Origin of the sequence: Alishewanella sp. HH-ZS (assembly GCF_001704375.1) — a bacterium.
GTDB classification, from domain to species: domain Bacteria; phylum Pseudomonadota; class Gammaproteobacteria; order Enterobacterales; family Alteromonadaceae; genus Alishewanella; species Alishewanella aestuarii.
Window position 1 is genome coordinate 1 of the sequence record NZ_LZEJ01000058.1, and the last position, 17210, is coordinate 17210.

At 50.9% G+C, this 17210-nt stretch carries 17 protein-coding genes, 5 tRNA genes and 1 pseudogene; 16 read left to right on the forward strand and 7 right to left on the reverse strand.

Annotation, left to right across the window (positions count from 1 at the left end; genetic code table 11):
- Nucleotides 1-75 precede the first annotated feature (75 nt).
- Nucleotides 76-288, reverse strand: a complete 213-nt coding sequence (locus A9165_RS16705) for a cold-shock protein (protein ID WP_008949373.1) — start codon at nucleotides 286-288, stop codon at nucleotides 76-78.
- Nucleotides 289-639: 351 nt separating this feature from the next.
- Nucleotides 640-1758, reverse strand: coding sequence for an alanine dehydrogenase (gene ald, locus A9165_RS15490; RefSeq protein WP_008610289.1), 1119 nt, complete (start codon nucleotides 1756-1758; stop codon nucleotides 640-642).
- Between the two features lie 134 nt (nucleotides 1759-1892).
- Here ald and lrp point away from each other — a divergent pair, with 134 nt between their 5' ends.
- The 5 genes from lrp (at nucleotide 1893) to serS (ending at nucleotide 8731) form a co-directional block, all read left to right on the forward strand.
- Nucleotides 1893-2378: a leucine-responsive transcriptional regulator Lrp gene (gene lrp, locus A9165_RS15495; RefSeq protein WP_008610290.1), complete on the forward strand. Its 486-nt coding sequence runs from the start codon at nucleotides 1893-1895 to the stop codon at nucleotides 2376-2378.
- Nucleotides 2379-2597: 219 nt separating this feature from the next.
- Nucleotides 2598-5147, forward strand: a complete 2550-nt coding sequence (locus tag A9165_RS15500) for a DNA translocase FtsK (protein ID WP_065956554.1) — start codon at nucleotides 2598-2600, stop codon at nucleotides 5145-5147.
- Complete coding sequence (gene lolA, locus A9165_RS15505) at nucleotides 5147-5872, forward strand: outer membrane lipoprotein chaperone LolA (protein WP_065956555.1); 726 nt, start codon at nucleotides 5147-5149, stop codon at nucleotides 5870-5872. Before A9165_RS15500 ends, lolA begins: the two co-directional genes overlap by 1 nt.
- Entirely contained in the window at nucleotides 5872-7221 is a 1350-nt protein-coding gene (locus tag A9165_RS15510) for a replication-associated recombination protein A (RefSeq protein WP_065956556.1), read from the forward strand. The genes lolA and A9165_RS15510 overlap by 1 nt, the downstream gene beginning before the upstream one ends.
- Before the next feature lie 220 nt (nucleotides 7222-7441).
- Nucleotides 7442-8731 carry a serine--tRNA ligase gene (gene serS, locus A9165_RS15515; protein WP_008610300.1) on the forward strand — a complete coding sequence of 430 codons (1290 nt, stop codon included), beginning with the start codon at nucleotides 7442-7444 and terminating at the stop codon, nucleotides 8729-8731.
- 172 nt (nucleotides 8732-8903) lie between these two features.
- Here serS and A9165_RS15520 read toward each other — a convergent pair whose 3' ends face one another.
- The 5 genes from A9165_RS15520 to A9165_RS15540 form a co-directional block, all read right to left on the reverse strand.
- Nucleotides 8904-9245, reverse strand: a complete 342-nt coding sequence (locus A9165_RS15520) for a TusE/DsrC/DsvC family sulfur relay protein (protein WP_008610301.1) — start codon at nucleotides 9243-9245, stop codon at nucleotides 8904-8906.
- A gap of 4 nt (nucleotides 9246-9249) precedes the next feature.
- Complete coding sequence (locus A9165_RS15525; protein WP_065956557.1) at nucleotides 9250-9513, reverse strand: DsrH/TusB family sulfur metabolism protein; 264 nt, start codon at nucleotides 9511-9513, stop codon at nucleotides 9250-9252.
- A 64-nt stretch (nucleotides 9514-9577) separates the two neighbouring features.
- Entirely contained in the window at nucleotides 9578-9943 is a 366-nt protein-coding gene (tusC, locus tag A9165_RS15530) for a sulfurtransferase complex subunit TusC (protein ID WP_065956558.1), read from the reverse strand.
- On the reverse strand, nucleotides 9943-10296 hold the full coding sequence (locus tag A9165_RS15535) for a DsrE/DsrF/TusD sulfur relay family protein (protein WP_008610304.1): 354 nt from the start codon (nucleotides 10294-10296) through the stop codon (nucleotides 9943-9945). Before A9165_RS15535 ends, tusC begins: the two co-directional genes overlap by 1 nt.
- 99 nt (nucleotides 10297-10395) lie before the next feature.
- The gene (locus A9165_RS15540) at nucleotides 10396-11064 is read right to left on the reverse strand and encodes a Bax inhibitor-1/YccA family protein (protein WP_065956559.1); all 669 of its coding nucleotides are present in this window, start codon (nucleotides 11062-11064) and stop codon (nucleotides 10396-10398) included.
- A gap of 160 nt (nucleotides 11065-11224) precedes the next feature.
- Here A9165_RS15540 and A9165_RS15545 point away from each other — a divergent pair.
- The 11 genes and pseudogenes from A9165_RS15545 to A9165_RS17005 form a co-directional block, all read left to right on the forward strand.
- Nucleotides 11225-11315 (forward strand) — tRNA-Ser (locus tag A9165_RS15545).
- A 259-nt stretch (nucleotides 11316-11574) separates the two neighbouring features.
- Nucleotides 11575-12225: a UvrY/SirA/GacA family response regulator transcription factor gene (gene uvrY, locus A9165_RS15550; protein WP_065956560.1), complete on the forward strand. Its 651-nt coding sequence runs from the start codon at nucleotides 11575-11577 to the stop codon at nucleotides 12223-12225.
- A gap of 14 nt (nucleotides 12226-12239) precedes the next feature.
- Nucleotides 12240-14057, forward strand: a complete 1818-nt coding sequence (uvrC, locus tag A9165_RS15555) for an excinuclease ABC subunit UvrC (RefSeq protein ID WP_065956561.1) — start codon at nucleotides 12240-12242, stop codon at nucleotides 14055-14057.
- Nucleotides 14058-14088: 31 nt separating this feature from the next.
- Complete coding sequence (pgsA, locus tag A9165_RS15560) at nucleotides 14089-14646, forward strand: CDP-diacylglycerol--glycerol-3-phosphate 3-phosphatidyltransferase (protein WP_008983309.1); 558 nt, start codon at nucleotides 14089-14091, stop codon at nucleotides 14644-14646.
- Between the two features lie 222 nt (nucleotides 14647-14868).
- Nucleotides 14869-14944, forward strand: a tRNA-Gly gene (locus A9165_RS15565).
- A 24-nt stretch (nucleotides 14945-14968) separates the two neighbouring features.
- Nucleotides 14969-15042, forward strand: a tRNA-Cys gene (locus A9165_RS15570).
- Between the two features lie 34 nt (nucleotides 15043-15076).
- Nucleotides 15077-15163, forward strand: a tRNA-Leu gene (locus A9165_RS15575).
- Between the two features lie 35 nt (nucleotides 15164-15198).
- A tRNA-Gly gene (locus A9165_RS15580) sits at nucleotides 15199-15274 on the forward strand.
- 488 nt (nucleotides 15275-15762) lie between these two features.
- Nucleotides 15763-16344 (forward strand): ComF family protein, encoded by a 582-nt coding sequence (locus A9165_RS15585; protein ID WP_065956562.1) that lies wholly within the window; start codon nucleotides 15763-15765, stop codon nucleotides 16342-16344.
- The gene (locus A9165_RS15590) at nucleotides 16344-16898 is read left to right on the forward strand and encodes a hypothetical protein (RefSeq protein ID WP_065956563.1); all 555 of its coding nucleotides are present in this window, start codon (nucleotides 16344-16346) and stop codon (nucleotides 16896-16898) included. Before A9165_RS15585 ends, A9165_RS15590 begins: the two co-directional genes overlap by 1 nt.
- Nucleotides 16899-17025: 127 nt before the next feature.
- Nucleotides 17026-17210, forward strand: a pseudogene (locus A9165_RS17005) (hypothetical protein); the annotation flags it as partial.

Below are 17210 nucleotides of genomic sequence, written 5' to 3' on the forward strand. Positions count from 1 at the left end.
TCATATAGTGCTGTGGATAAGTTTTGGAATAAAAAAAGCCAGCGCTAGGCTGGCTTCTTGGAATTCGGTATCGAATTAGCCGATAACAGTTACGTTAGCAGCTTGTGGGCCTTTTTGACCTTGTTCGATTTCGAAAGCAACTTTCTGACCTTCGTTCAGAGTTTTGTAGCCTTCAGTTTGGATTGCACGGAAGTGAACGAAAGCGTCAGCGCCGCCGTTATCTTGAGTGATGAAACCGAAACCTTTGTCAGCGTTGAACCACTTAACTACACCAGTTACTTTAGCCATGAGAGACTCCTAAAAATTTTGATAAATGTAATAACGCAAAATGCGCTGTTAGCCTGACTGTTACTTATGTGGCCAAACGTGCGTGAATCTTCAGGACATGACTTACAAGCGAAGCTGTGTAGCGAAGTTTTCAAAAACAAGTTGTTACATAGGTCTGTACTACAGGCCGGACACCACTATAACAGGTATTGCAGGAATGTATAGCTTTATCGGTGAATAATTTAGCGAAATCACACACTACAGCAACTGGCGCTATTTTCACCGCAGTTGGCGGCCTGCTTTTTCACGAAAAGCCACCGCTCCGGCATAAAAAAAGGCCGGATAACCGGCCTTAATTAAAGCAAGCTGAACTTAGCCGGCGATCGCAGCAGCCGGTGCTACGAATGGCAGGTTCAGTGCCTGGGCTACGCCCTCGTTGGTCACTTTGCCACGGTAGACGTTCAGGCCAGCCAGCAGATGCTGGTCATCCAGCAGCGCTTGCTTATAGCCTTTGTTGGCTAAGCGCAGAATAAACGGCAGGGTAGCGTTATTCAGGGCGAAGGTAGAAGTACGTGGTACCGCACCTGGCATGTTTGCCACGCAGTAATGCACCACATCATCAACGATATAGGTCGGTTCAGCGTGCGTGGTTGGCTTAGAGGTTTCAACACAGCCACCCTGATCGATTGCCACGTCAACAATAGCTGAACCTGGCTTCATCCGCTTGATATGCTCTTTAGTCACCAGCTTAGGTGCCGCAGCGCCCGGTACCAGTACGCCACCGATCACTAAGTCAGCCGCCAGCACTTCCTGCTCCAGCGCATCAGCAGTAGAGTAAACCGCTTTAACGGCACCGTTAAACTGGGCATTAATACGACGCAGTACATCAACACTGCGATCCAGTACGGTAACATCGGCACCTAAACCTACCGCCATTTGTGCGGCGTTAGTACCGACCATACCGCCACCGATCACTACGACCTTGGCTGGTGCTACGCCTGGTACGCCACCTAACAGCATACCGCGACCACCACAGGATTTTTCCAGTGCCCGGGCACCGGCCTGAATGGACATCCGGCCCGCCACTTCTGACATTGGCGCTAACAGCGGTAAACCGCCTTTGCTGTCGGTCACAGTTTCATAGGCGATACAGACAGCGCCTGATTTAATCAGATCGGCAGTTTGCTCCGGATCCGGCGCTAAGTGCAGGTAAGTAAACAGGATCTGGCCATCGCGCAGCATGGCGCGCTCAACGGCTTGTGGCTCTTTTACCTTTACAATCATCTCGGCTTTGGCGAAGACTTCAGCGGCAGTGCTCAGCACAGTGGCACCGGCAGCCTGATAATCTTCATCGGTAAAACCGATGCCAATACCGGCATTGTGTTCAACAAAGACGCTGTGACCGTGGCCAATCACTTCACGGACGCTGGCAGGCGTCATGCCGACACGGTATTCATGGTTTTTTATTTCTTTTGGTACACCGATGATCATAGGTTTCACCTTGGTTGGGTTGGGTAAAATTTTTGCGCAGTATAGCGATAAAAAACCAGAATTAATGCTTGTTTTTAAACGCTGAAATAGCAGAAAATCCTGTTTATGAATTTGGCTTGGAGTTTTATGCTGAAATGTACTCTTTAAATAAGAGTGTCAAGAAGTTAGATCGGATTGACCGCAAAATTCTGGTGGAATTACAAAAGGATGGCCGTCTGGCGAATGTCGAGCTGGCCAGGCGGGTAGGGCTGAGCCCCACACCCTGTCTGGAGCGGGTGCGCAAGCTGGAAGCCGAAGGCTTTATCCTCGGCTACAACGCCCAGGTCGATCCGCATAAAGTCGGTGCTGCGTTGCTGGTATTCGTGGAAATTACGCTGAGCAAAACCTCACCGGAAGACTTTGACGAGTTTAGCAAGGCAGTACAGAAGCTGTCGGAAATTCAGGAATGTCACCTGGTGTCCGGCAGTTTCGACTTTTTACTGAAAACCCGGGTAGCCAATATGGCCGCCTATCGCGAACTGCTGGGGGAAACCCTGCTCAGGTTACCGAGCGTGCGGGAAAGCCGGACCTATGTGGTGATGGAAGAAGTGAAGCAAAGTAGCTTTGTGGCGATACCTTAAGTCATTTTAGTATAAGGTAGTTTGGTATCAGTTACTTTGGTATAAGCTCGCGTTCAGCTTGGGCGGATTAAACTGGCCACTGCGCCGCTGCTTTGCCAGAAAGATGCACTTTTAGCGCTGCTCTGGTAACCTTAGCAGGTCAGTGAAGACAGACTCAGCACTCCGCACAGCGGTTATTAGCGCGACTTGCGCGCAGTTTTTTAAGGAGCGGAGCAAAAAATGAAATTAGAGGCCTTTCATTTGCAAAGCAAAGTATTATTTTCATTAAACGGTGTGCAACGACTGCTTGAAGTCGGCCTGATCCTATTCTCCTCGTTGGCCGTCTTTATGCTGTTAGCATTAATTTCCTTTGACCCGGCTGATCCCAGCTGGTCGCAAACCGGTTATCAACAACAGGTCAATAACTATGCCGGCCGTGGCGGTGCCTTTGTGGCCGATCTGCTGCTATTCAGCTTCGGCTGGATTGCCTATTTACTGCCGTTTTTTGTTGCCCTGATGGGCTATCTGCTCTTTAAACGCTTTAAAGATTTACTCAGCCTCGATTACCTGATTTTAGGCTCTCGGGTATTTGGCCTGATCCTGACGCTGTGTGCGGCAACCGCGATCAGCAGTATGAATTTCAACGATATCTATTATTTCTCGTCCGGCGGTGTGCTGGGCGATATGATCAGCAGCAGCTTACTGCCGTACTTTAATTTTATTGGTACCAGTCTGTTATTACTCTGTGCCTTTGCCACCGGCCTGACGCTGCTAACCGGTATCTCCTGGCTGACCGTCGCTGATTACCTCGGCGCCGGCTGTTTTTATCTGTTTACCCGTTTGTTGGAATTACCGCAGCGTTTTAGCGGCAAAGCGCCAGCCAACCCGGTATTTAACGAAACAGCAACGGCAGAGCTGCCACAGCCAAAAGCGAAAAAAGCCCAGCGTAACAACCTCGAAGCCACTGAACCGGCCTGGTCTGCTGCTGCGGATGAGGATGATTTAGAGCCGCAATTTAGCTGGCCACCGGCGGCAGAGCCGGAGCCAAAACGCAAAGAGCCGTTACCGATCCGGCCGCTGGATGAGCGCACCGAAGCCCGGGCTTTCTACAGTGTGGATAGTCTTGCCGATGATCAGCTGTCGTTTAGTGCCGTCGACGATCCGAACGAGTCAGTGCATATCGGCCGCACCCTGCGCGAGTTGGAAGAGCAGGAAGAGCTGCACCCACTGTTGCGCTATCCGGAAGATGAAGCCGTCGTAGTTGAAGAAGACGACAGTGAAGAGGTCGCACATTCGCTGGAAGAGTTGCCATCACTGGCGCTGTTAGATCGGCCGGATAAAGCCACCAACCCGATTGACCCGGCTGATTTAGAGCGGGTATCGCGGCTGGTTGAAGCAAAACTGCTCGATTTTAACGTCGAAGCCAAGGTTGTCGGCGTCCATCCGGGGCCTGTTGTCACCCGCTTTGAACTGGATTTGGCGCCGGGCGTCAAAGTCAGCAAAATTACCGGCCTGGCCAAAGATTTAGCCCGCTCGTTATCGGCCATTAGCGTACGGGTGGTGGAAGTGATCCCGGGCAAGAGCTTTATCGGTTTAGAGCTGCCAAATCAGCACCGTGAAATCGTGCGCTTATCCGAAGTCATTGGCGATGAGGTCTTTAACGAGTCCAAATCTGCGCTGACTATGGTGCTGGGCAAAGATATTGCCGGCAAATCAGTGGTCGCCGATCTGGCCAAGATGCCGCACTTACTGGTCGCCGGTACTACGGGCTCGGGTAAATCGGTTGGCGTTAACGTCATGATTTGTAGTTTGCTGTATAAATCTACGCCGGACGATGTGCGCTTTATTATGATCGATCCCAAGATGCTGGAGCTGTCCATCTACGAAGGCATTCCGCACCTGTTAACCGAAGTGGTTACCGATATGAAAGACGCGGCCAATGCGCTGCGCTGGTGTGTCGGCGAAATGGAGCGCCGTTACAAGCTGATGTCAGCCATGGGCGTGCGTAACCTCAAGGGCTACAACGCCAAGATCAAAGAAGCTATCGCTGAGGGTCAGCCACTGAAAGATCCACTGTGGAAGCCATCGGATGATATGCGCGATAGCGCGCCTTATCTGGAAAAACTACCGGCGATCGTGGTGGTGATCGACGAATTTGCCGACATGATGATGATCGTTGGTAAAAAAGTTGAAGAGCTGATTGCCCGGATCGCGCAAAAAGCGCGGGCGGCCGGTATTCACCTGGTACTGGCGACGCAGCGGCCATCGGTTGATGTGATCACCGGTTTAATTAAAGCCAATATCCCAACCCGGATCGCGTTTCAGGTATCGTCGAAAATTGACTCGCGTACCATCCTGGATCAGCAGGGCGCAGAAAGCCTGTTGGGGCAGGGCGATATGCTGTATTTACCACCTGGTTCAGGGGTGCCTACCCGGGTGCATGGCGCCTTTGTTGATGACCATGAAGTGCATGCGGTGGTTGCCGACTGGAAACGGCGTGGTAAACCACAGTACTTACCAGAAATTTTAAGTGGCGAAACCACGGAAGAGAACTTGTTACCCGGCGAAGTACTCGAAGGGGAAGAGGGTGAGGCCGATCCGCTGTATGATCAGGCCGTGGCCTTCGTCATTGAATCACGCCGCGCTTCAGTGTCAGGCGTGCAACGTAAATTCCGGATCGGCTATAATCGCGCCGCCCGTCTGGTTGAACAGATGGAGCACAGCGGTTTAGTCAGCCCACCGGGGCACAATGGTAACCGTGAAGTCTTGGTTCCGAACAGAGGTGGTTAATGGGTAAGTTGGCGTCAATGCGTAAATTGTCGTTCATGATGTTGGTAGCCGCGGCAGGAGCCGCCGCCACAGTGGCCAGCCCGGCGGTATGGGCACAAACGGTAGAAGTAGTACCCAGACCTGATTTTGCCCCCCATATGCAGGCGGCACGGCAGCAGCGGTTAAGTGCTGAGGATGCCAGTGCCGAACTGATGCAGCAATTGGCGCGCATTAAAAGCTACACCGCCAGTTACCGGCAAAAGGTTTACGATATTCAGCAGCAACTGCTGCAGGAAGGTAAAGGCCAGCTGGCGCTGCAACAGGGCGCGCGCTTTCGCTTTGAAAGCACTGAGCCGGAGCCATCGTTACTGGTCAGTGATGGTAAAACCCTGTGGATCTACAATGAGCCGTTAGAGCAGGTCAGTATCTATGATGCGCAAAGTGAAGTGGGGCAAACGCCCTTTGCCTTGCTGACTTCGACCGATCCGGCGCTCTGGCAGCAATACCGCGTGACTAAACAACAGCAGAGTTTCTTTATTCACCCGCAAAGCAGCGATAATCCGGTGCAGCAGCTGCTACTTACCTTTAGCGAAGATCAGCTGATTGAAATGCAGGTGATTGATATTAACCAGCAGCAAAGCGTGTTTCTGTTTAGCGATATTAAGCTGAACAACAAGATCGCCAATGCGCAGTTCAGCTTTAAGGTCACGTCTAATCTGGACGTTGATGATCAGCGGCAACGCTAATGGCCACCTTACCGCTGGAGTTTGGCAGCGACTTCCGGCCACTGGCCGCCCGGTTAAGACCGCGGCAACTTGCTGATTATGTCGGCCAGCAGCATCTGTTGGCCGCAGGCTCACCGTTGCAACAAGCCATTCTGGCCGGCCGTGTGCATTCGTTAATTTTGTGGGGCCCGCCGGGTACCGGCAAAACCACGCTGGCAGAACTGATTGCCAGCCATGCCCAGGCGCAAATGCAGCGCTTATCGGCGGTCACCGCCGGCATTAAAGAAATTCGCGACAGCATTCAGCAGGCTAAATTACACCAGCAGCAATATCAGCAACGTACACTGCTGTTTGTCGATGAGGTGCATCGCTTTAATAAAGCACAGCAGGATGCCTTTTTACCGCATATTGAAGATGGCACCATTATTTTTATTGGCGCCACTACCGAAAACCCGGCCTTTGCGCTAAATAACGCCATTTTATCCCGTGCCCGGGTTTGTGTGCTGAAGCCGCTGACCGAAGCAGATTTACAGCAGGTGCTGGCGCGGGCGCTGACTGATGCGGAACTCGGGTTAGGCGCACAGCAATTAACGCTGGAGCCGGCGGCTGAGCAGCTATTACTGCGTTTGGCTAATGGCGATGCCCGGCGCTTACTGAATTTACTGGAACAACTGGCAGAGCTGGCGGCGCCGCAGTCTGAACTGACGGTAGCGCAGGTACAGCAAATTGTGCCACAACAGCTACCCGGCTTTGACCGCGATGGCGATCTGTTTTACGACCTGATTTCGGCATTACATAAATCGGTGCGCGGCTCGGATCCGGATGCCGCCTTGTACTGGTTTGCCCGCATTCTGGCCGGGGGCGGCGATCCGCTTTATGTGGCACGGCGCTTATTGGCCATTGCCAGTGAGGATATTGGCAATGCCGATCCGCGGGCGCTGACGCTGGCACTTAATGCCTGGGATACCTTTAGCCGGGTCGGCCCGGCCGAAGGCGAGCGCGCTATTGCCCAGGCGCTGGTGTATCTGGCGCTGGCGCCCAAAAGTAATGCCGTCTATCTGGCGTTTAACCAGGCAAAGGCGCTGGTGGCAGAGCGTCCGGATTATCCGGTGCCGCTGCATCTGCGTAATGCACCAACGGCACTGCAGCAGCAACTGGGGCATGGTGCCGGTTATCGTTATGCCCATGATGAACCCGGTGCCTATGCCGCCGGCGAGCGGTATTTACCACCAGAGCTATGGCAACAGCAGTTGTATCAGCCCAGTGAGCGCGGTATGGAAAAGCAACTGGCGGAAAAACTGCGCTATTTGCGCGCGCTGGATGCGCAAAGCCCGAAGCAACGTGATGCTGAACCCAAATCTAAAAGCTGAATAGCTATAGTAAAGCCGTGCCGTGTTTGAGCGCTAACTCCCGGCGTTATAGTGCGCTATTGCGGCTGATCTGACGCTTGGCTCTGGTTATAACGCCGGCAGAACAGAGAAAATCTGCCTTAGGCATTTCAATTTAAGTGGCAGCTTAGTAATATTCAGCCCTGTTATGATCACCCGCCGGCAGGCTGCTGGCCTAATTTAGCGAACTGAAGCGAATTCTATGTTAGATCCGAAATTTTTACGCGCAGAACTGGCGCAAACCGCTGAGCGACTGGCAACCCGTGGTATGACGCTGGATGTTGCGGCCATCAGTGCCCTGGAAGAGCAGCGCCGGGTGCTGCAGGTAGAAACCCAGGAGCTGCAGAATCAGCGTAATACCAAATCAAAAGCCATTGGTCAGGCCAAAGCCCGCGGTGAAGATATTGCCCCCTTGCTGGCCGAAGTGGATGGCTTAGGCGCCCAGCTGGATGCGGCAAAGATCCGCCTGGATGCGGTACTGGCCGAGCTGGACAAAATTGCGTTAAGCATTCCTAACTTACCGGATCTGTCTGTGCCGGTCGGTAAAGATGAAACCGAAAATCTGGAAGTACGCCGCGTTGGCGCGCCACGCCAGTTTGATTTCCCGGTGCAAGATCATGTTGCGCTTGGCGAAGCCTATGCCGAGGGGCTGGATTTTGAAAGTGCGGTCAAGTTATCCGGCTCACGTTTTGTGGTAATGAAGGGCCAAATGGCGCGGCTGCACCGGGCGTTAACCCAGTTTATGCTGGATGTGCATACCCAGCAGCATGGTTACACTGAGGTTTATGTGCCTTATCTGGTTAACCATGCCAGCTTATACGGCACCGGCCAGCTGCCAAAATTCAGTGCTGATTTGTTTCACACCCAGCCCGCAACCGAAGAAGGTCAGGGCATGGCACTGATCCCAACCGCTGAAGTGCCTGTGACTAACCTGGCGCGGGACAGCATCTTTGATGCCAGCGAACTGCCGTTTAAATATACCGCGCATACGCCTTGTTTTCGCAGTGAAGCCGGCTCTTATGGCCGCGACACCCGTGGTCTTATCCGCCAGCACCAGTTTGATAAAGTGGAGCTGGTACAGCTGGTGAATCCGGCACTGTCAATGCAGGCACTGGAAGAGCTGACCGGCCATGCCGAGAAAATTCTGCAGTTATTAGGCCTGCCGTACCGGGTAATGCTGCTGTGTACCGGCGATATGGGCTTTGGCTCATGCAAGACGTACGATCTGGAAGTCTGGTTACCGGGGCAAAATGCCTACCGTGAAATCTCTTCTTGCTCGAATATGGGCGATTTCCAGGCTCGGCGGATGCAGGCGCGGTTCCGGCCGGAAGAGGGCAAAAAGCCAGAGTTGCTGCATACGCTAAATGGCTCCGGCCTGGCCGTAGGCCGCACCCTGGTAGCTATTCTGGAGAACTATCAGCAAGCCGATGGCTCAGTGGCCATTCCAGAGGTGTTACAGCCTTATATGGGCGGCCAAACCAAGCTAGCATAAGCTCAATGTCTTTGCTCTTTGCGGCTAACTCCGCAAAGAGCAATTATTATCTGAATCTTGCTGTTAATTGCGTTTCAGTTTTCAAAACTCAAAACTCAAAACTCAAAACTCAAAACTCAAAACTCAAAACTCAAAACTCAAAACTCAAAACTCAAAACTCAAAACTCAAAACTCAAAGGCATTTTGCCGGTTTTGGCAACCCTGCCAGCCGGGTAGCCTGTTTCGCCGGGCCTTCCGGAAACAATAAAAACAAATACTTACTATTGCCTTTATCTGGCCCCAGTTTTTCTGCCATCGCTTTAACCAGCAGCCGAATTGCCGGTGAGGTATTAAACTGCTGATAAAATTCCCGCACAAAATAAATCACTTCCCAGTGCGCATCGGTCAGGCTTAGCTGTTCCAGCCTGGCAAAGGCTAAGGCCACTTCTGGCGTCCAGTCCGACAGCTGCTGCAGATAGCCATGTTTATCCAGCGGCAGTGACTGCTCGCCAACCGTTATAAAGGCCTGTGTCATCGGCTTAATTCCATAATAAATTCTGTTTGGCCTGGGCGCTAAGCGCGACCCAGCGCGCATCATCAATCAGTTCCACCTGCGCCAGCGGCGTAATTTGGCGCCAGTTTACATCTGACGCCAGCGCCATTACCGGCACCGGCAGGCTTAGATCGGCTTGCAAGCACAGATAAACCGCATCCTGGCGTAACAGGATCCGATCTTCCGGCGCACAGCAGGCGCTAAGCGTCTGTAACTCAAAGCGGGGTTGGGTCAGGGTAATCAGTTTCATCACAGCTCCTTTTTAATCACAGGCTTTATTGCTTCATCACAGACTTTGCTGCGCTAGACCGCTGTTAGCAGCGGAGCAGCTGATCGGCCTGTTGCATCGCGGTGCGGATCTGCGCACTATCGGCCCGCTGAAAACCCTCTGGTAGCACAAGCTCCGCCAGACCACGGCTGTTCAGGGATTGCTGACACACCAGGCAGGGGCCCATGTCGTACAGCGCAAATAAGCCAAAGCTTTTCTGAAAGGCTTTTAACGGCGCCGGCGCATCAGTGGGGTTATCGGCTGGAGGCAGCAACTGGTACACCGCATCATCCTGAAACAGCATACTAACCTGATGCTCCACCGCGGCTAACGCCAGCGCCAGATCCAGCGCTTCCCGGGCTTTGGCCTGATTAAAAGGCGAGGCGGTTTGAATTAACAGAATCGCTTGCATCAGAACTGTACCACCTTAGTGCCGGTTAACCGCATGGCAAACTCTGCCAGACCAGCGGCAAGAAAAGGGCCGTGCTCTGCCGCGTAAATGCCGCGCTTCTCGGCCGCGGTGACACAATATAACAACGGGATCTGCTGTTGCTGGCACAGCTGGGCCAGTTGCGCCGCCAGATCCGGCTCATCGGCCGGTAAATCAATGCCAGGCTGCACCGCCAGCACCGCATCTTCATATAAAAACACTTGCTCCAACTGATAGCCGTTGGCCAGTGCCGCGCGGGCAAACTGGCAGGCACTGGCGAAGCTTTGGCCAGCAAAGGGGCTTTGTTGTAGCAGCAAGCTAAAGCGGGTGGTCATGTTAGATTCCCTGCAGATGGAAAGGGCCAATAAAAAAGCCCCGCACAGGCGGGGCATTTTAGCGGACTCAACCGTTGCCGGCTAGTTTAGGTTGCGATCTTAGTCATCGCCACCAAAAATGCCTAACAGCTGCAGCAGATGTACGAACAGGTTAAAGATGTTCAGATACAGGGCAACAGTGGCACGGATATAGTTGGTTTCACCGCCGTGAATAATGCGGCTGGTATCGAACAGGATCAGACCTGACATTACCAGCACGGCTACTGCGCTGATGGTCAGGCTTAACGCCGGAATGCTCAGGAAGATATTGGCAATGGCGGCAACCACAATTACCAGCAAACCAATCATCAGGAAGCCACCCATAAAGGAAAAATCTTTACGGCTGGTCAGGGCATAGGCTGATAAACCGAAGAAAATCAGTGCTGTACCTGCCAGAGCTTGCATGATTAATGACGGGCCATTCGGTAAACCGGCATAGGCCAGCAGCATTGGGCCTAAAGAGGCGCCCATTAAACCGGCAAAACCAAATACCCAGAAAATACCGCTGGCGCTGTCCGCTTTCTTGTGAACGACAAACAGCATAACAATACCGGCGATCATACAAACGATGGCGCCGATCGCTGGCATACCCATTGCCATTGAAATGCCGGCTGCCACAGCGCTGAACGCCAGGGTTAAACCAAGCAGAAAGTAAGTATTGCGCAGGACCTTGTTGATTTCGACGCCCTGACTGAGGGTGCCGATATTACTGGTTTCTCTGTATGACATAGTGCTGTCTCCTCTGGACAAAAGTTTGATGTGTATGACCGCATCATACTGTTAAAGTTCCACTATCTCCAGCCTTAGCCGCTTGAAAATACAGCAACTAAAAAATTTTTCATGGTTTTACTTTCTTTTCCGTAACGATCTGATTAATATACGCAGCGCTGGAGGGATGGCAGAGCGGTTTAATGCACCGGTCTTGAAAACCGGCGTAGGTTAGTAGCCTACCGAGAGTTCGAATCTCTCTCCCTCCGCCACTTCAGCTCATTCGCGACTTCAGCATAGCCCCACCGCTTATCTTGTTAAATAACCCAAACATTTGTCAGAAAAATCATTGGCTTAGTTGGCTGTTTTTTGCATTTGTGGCAAAATCAGGTCCACTGCGAACTGTACTAAGAAGTATTAGTAAAAAACGTGCTGCTGGGCTATGCTAAGCAACAGAATAATTCTATACCTGAACTGCCTGTGGTTGTTGTGAAGGCGAAAACAGGTAAGCCAGTATAACGGAGAGCCAAGTTGATTAACGTGCTGTTAGTTGATGATCACGAGCTGGTAAGAACTGGGATCAGTCGCATACTAATGGATGAGCGCGGTATCAAGGTGATAGGCGAGGCCAGTACCGGCGAAGAAGCCCTGCAATTTTGCCGGCAACATGAACCTGATGTGGTATTGATGGACATGAATATGCCGGGTATGGGCGGGATGACCGCCACCAAGCGTATTTTGCATTACTGCCCGGAAATTAAAATTATCGGTTTGTCGATCTCCTGTGAGGAGCCCGTGCCCACTAAAGTGATGCAACTTGGTGCCGCAGGTTTTATTTCGAAAAACACCCCGCCGAAAGAAATGATTATGGCCATTAAAAAGGTCTACTCCGGCGCGCGGCATATTTCCGACGAAGTGGCACAAAAAATGGCACTGGCCAAGGTGAATAACCAACAGGCTAACCCCTTTGAAGGCTTATCCGATCGTGAACTGCAAATTATGCTGATGATTACCCAGGGCCAGAAAGTCACAGACATTGCCGAGCAACTTAACGTTAGCGCTAAGACGGTGAATTCTTATCGTTACCGGATGTTTGAAAAACTGGCGATCAGTGGCGATGTGGAATTAACTCACCTGGCACTGCGCCATGGCATGATTGATATCGCGAAAATTGCGCAATAATACCCCAAATAACCATGTTTGACGCCAAAGCCTTTCTGGCGACCGTACCACAGCAGCCCGGTGTTTATCGGATGATAAACGCCGCCGGCACAGTGATCTATGTTGGTAAAGCCAAAGATCTGAAAAAACGCCTCAGCAGCTATTTTCGTAAAGAAGTCGACAGCATTAAAACCCGGGCGCTGGTAAGTCAGATCCAGCAGGTTGAATTTACGCTGACCCACAGCGAAACCGAAGCGCTGATCCTGGAAAATAACCTGATTAAAGAATACCTGCCAAAGTACAACGTATTGCTGCGCGACGATAAATCTTACCCTTATATTCTGTTATCCGCGCATAAACATCCGCGGATCAGCTCACACCGTGGCCCGCGCAAGGTGCCGGGGCAGTATTTTGGCCCTTACCCTAATGCCGGTGCAGTGTGGCATAGCCTGAAAACCCTGCAGAAGATTTTCCCCATTCGCCAGTGTGAAGATGGTTTTTACCGCGCCCGTACCCGGCCGTGTTTGCAGTATCAGTTAAAGCTGTGTAGCGCGCCCTGTGTCGGTAAAATTTCCGACCAGGATTACAGCGAGCAAGTACGCTTAGCCACCTTATTCTTAAGCGGTAAAAACCAGCAGGTAATTGATGATCTGGTGCAAAAGATGAACAGTGCCAGCGAACAACTACAATTTGAAGCAGCGGCTGCGTATCGCGATCAGATCAGTGCACTGCGCCGGGTGCAGGAGCAGCAGCATGTCAGCGGCGAACATGAAGAGCTGGATGCGATTGGCTTTAGCCTGCAAGGGCAAACGGCAGTGCTACATGTACTCTTTATCCGCGATCGGAAAATTCTGGGCAGTAAATCCTATTATCCGAAAGTGCCGGCCGATACCGAAGCCGCTGAGGTGCTGTCGGCCTTTTTGCTGCAGTTTTATTTAAGTGGTCACAGCGAGCAGCAAATTCCAAAAGAAATAGTGTTACCACTGGAAATACCCGACACCGAAGCCCTGGCGGACGCCATCAGTAAGCTGGCCGAGCATAAGGTACGCTTAACCTATGCCAAGCGTGGCGAGAAAGCGCAGTATCTGGCGCTGGCACAAAAAAACGCGGCGATAGCGTTGGATAGCCGGCAATCGTTAACACAAAAGATGCGTGCCCGCTATCAGGCGCTACAGCAGCAGCTGGCGCTGGACTATCCCATTAGCCGGATGGAGTGTTTCGATATCAGCCATACCATGGGGCAGGCGACGATTGCCTCCTGTGTAGTATTTGACGGTGAAGGGCCCTATAAACAGGAATACCGCCGCTATAACGTAACCGGTGTTACCGCCGGTGATGACTATGGCGCTATGCGCTTTGCTCTGGACAAGCGCTACGGCAAGCTAAGCGATGAAAGCAAAATTCCGGACATTGTGTTTATCGACGGCGGTCAGGGCCAGCTTAATATCGCTTTAGAACAATTTGCCAACTGGCCCTTTGCCAAAAAGCCGCTGTTAATAGGTGTGGCAAAAGGTGTTAGCCGTAAAGCCGGCCTGGAAACGCTGATTTTATGGGATAGCGGCCGTAGCATTCATTTACCCGAGGATTCGCTGGCACTACATTTAATTCAGCAGATCCGCGACGAAGCGCACCGTTTTGCGATAACCGGACATCGTAATAAACGCGGTAAAGCACTGCTGAAAAGTCCACTGGAAAATATTGCCGGTATCGGCGAAAAACGCCGCCAGGCTTTGTTGCAATATTTAGGTGGTTTGCAAGGCGTATTAAACGCCAGTGTTGCCGAACTGTGCAAGGTACCGGGAATTTCCAAACAACAGGCTGAAAAGATTTACCAGGCCTGCCAGAACAAGTAGCATGACAACCAGGACTGATGTGAGAACTAAAATGTGGAATATTCCTAACCTGTTAACCCTTTTTCGCTTGCTGCTGATCCCGGTATTTATTTTCTGCTTCTATTCTGGCTTAGAACATGCCCGCTTCTGGTCGGCGTTGGTGTTCTGCCTGGCAGCGGTAACCGATGCGTTAGATGGCTATCTGGCCCGCCGTTTACAGCAATCTACCCCCTTTGGCGCCTTTCTCGATCCGGTAGCCGATAAGGTGATGGTCGCCACCGCCCTGGTGCTGATTGCTGCCGACATTCATAACCTCTGGGCAGTAGTGCCGGCGATTATTATTATCAGCCGCGAAATCTTTATATCAGCGCTGCGCGAATGGATGGCGGGCCTTGGCAAACGCGCCAATGTAGCGGTCTCTAATCTGGGCAAATACAAAACCATTGCTCAGATGCTGGCGTTAATTGGTCTGATCTGGCAACCCCAGCTGCCCTTATTTGCCTGGTTTACTCCGGCAGGCTGGATTTTGCTGTATATCGCCACCATTTTAACCGTGTGGTCGATGTACGAATATTTGCGCGCTGCCTGGGCCGATTTAGCCGCAAACTAGTGCTACTGCAACCGGGCCTGGACAGCGCGTGTTTCGACTGTCGCAGCGGCCGGTTTTGAAACAGGATGTCGCCGCAGGGGGGCAGAACAAAGCAAGTTGCTGTTTTTACCGCCGATGCTGTTACTTTTTAAGCAAACGGTCATAAAACTAAAAATTTGTTATTGACGACTCAGTATAAAACAGTAGAATGCGTCTCGTGTTAAGGCAGATGGCCATAGCAACGCGAGTTTAGCTCAGCTGGTAGAGCGCGACCTTGCCAAGGTCGAGGTCACGAGTTCGAACCTCGTAACTCGCTCCAACTCTCAGAGTCGGAAAGCTTAGTGGCGGGTTGGCAGAGTGGCCATGCAGCGGATTGCAAATCCGTCCACCTCGGTTCGACTCCGGGACCCGCCTCCATTAACACCCTGACTGACAGGTTAAACAGGTGTCTGCCCGGGTGGTGAAATCGGTAGACACAAGGGATTTAAAATCCCTCGGGGGAAACCCCGTGCCGGTTCAAGTCCGGCCCCGGGCACCATTTTATACTGACCAGCAGTATAAAAGTTTCAAAATGCGAGTTTAGCTCAGCTGGTAGAGCGCGACCTTGCCAAGGTCGAGGTCACGAGTTCGAACCTCGTAACTCGCTCCAAATTCCAAAAAAGCCGCTGCCAAAGCGGCTTTTTGCATTCCATAACCCAAACCTAACACTACACCGATCCGCTCCCCGTCTCCGGTACGCATGCGTACCGGAGACGCTCCTGCGATACCAAAAAGAACACCTAAACCCAACGCTAAACCGGCCTACGTCTCCGGTATGCTTGCCGTACCGGAGACGCCACCTGCGATATCAAAGTGCACAACTATCTCAACCAAGCCATATTTCTAGATCAGCTTAGGCGTCGAACACTGATCAAAAAACCAGTAATCGTAAGCATACTGTAAATTTGTGAATCGCAAGGTTTTAACCCGCTTTCTACTGGCTAAAAAAATATCTAAGATCAAAACGATTGATTAAATGCAAGTTATTCGTTAGCGTAGTGTCACAATTGGAAATAGAAGGGCGCTTACACTGCGTGAAAGCAGGTGCGTTCCAAACTATTAAGCTGTTATGCCTTTTAAATAGGACGAGGTACTAAAATGGATGTAAATGTTCAACAAATTCGTGGAAACTGGAGTCTAGGATATTCTCTCGATAAGCATGCCTTGAGCAGTACACCCATCGGAGAGAATGAGTATGGGCATATGCAATTTAATACTGTCCGTACTCCTGTAGGTGAAGCACTGTTTCAGTTAAAATATCGATCTAATTATTCGCAAATACCTGTAATTTCAAATCAAATGGCAAGGTCTCTTACAGGGCGATTCGGAGATGTTTCGTTTGTTATCCCAATGCCGCCATCCAAGCAACGACAAAGACAACCTGTTGTAGAGATTGCGAAGGAGTTCGCACGGATAGTCGGTTTACCATACTATGATAACTTTTTAGTGAAAACTGTTGCGACTTCCGCAATGAAAGATATAGCTTTACGAGAAGATAAAGTTTCTGCACTAGTAAATGCTTTTACGCTCAATGATTTCTTACCAAATGGTAGGTTTAATGTACTGATAATTGATGATCTCTTTGATACAGGCTCATCTTTAGAAGCTGCCACTCAAGTGTTAAAATCAAGCCAAAAAATCGGGCATGTTTATGTGGCTACAGTAACGAGGAAACGATAGTGCATAAGGTATTCATATCAGGCTCTATAAGTATTAAAACGCTTGATCCGTGCGTTGTTGAACGCCTGTTAAATGTCATAAACCTAGATTATCAAGTATTAGTTGGCGATGCTGATGGCGTCGATAGTGCGGTTCAAAAGCGTTTAACATCGGAACACGTCAGCAACGTTGTCGTCTATTGCGCAGGTGATCAACCTAGGAATAACTTTGGTAACTGGGTCACTCAAAGAGTCGAAACTTCAGCAAAGCCAGGCACTCGTGCATTTTTTACCGCAAAAGATTTGGAAATGGCAGAAGTTTGCGATTATGGTTTTATGATTTGGGATACTAAAAGCTCCGGTACGCTGAAAAACATTATTGAGCTCCTAAAAAGAAAAAAATCTTCCTTGGTCTACATTAATAAAAAGAAAGCGTTTAGTACAGTCAAGAGCATTGATGATTTCGAAGATTTACTAAGAAATATGAGTGATGCGGCACTTAAAAAGGCTGAAGAAAACCTGAAATTGAATACACATATTCTTCAATTAAAGAATGTTCAACCGAACCTGTTTTGATTTCAGGCATAACAAGGCGCATCACTCGCGGCCTGCGGCCGCTGGGATGCCAACCGCTGCGCGGTCGTCACCCGTGTGCTTTGCGTTATAACGTTTGCGTATCAACTAAAATTTGAGAAATATTCAAATGACCAAGATAGTTCGAGATGATGGAAGTTGGATTCCAGAACCTAGCGGTGCAGTTTCAGGCGATCTTAATGCTTGGCGAGATAGAATGTTTAGCGAGTGCCCCAATCCCGAAGTTGGGGATATTCTAATCGTTCTGAGTGGTAAAAAACGCATTGGCTACTGTTCGGCGACAATTAGGATGAC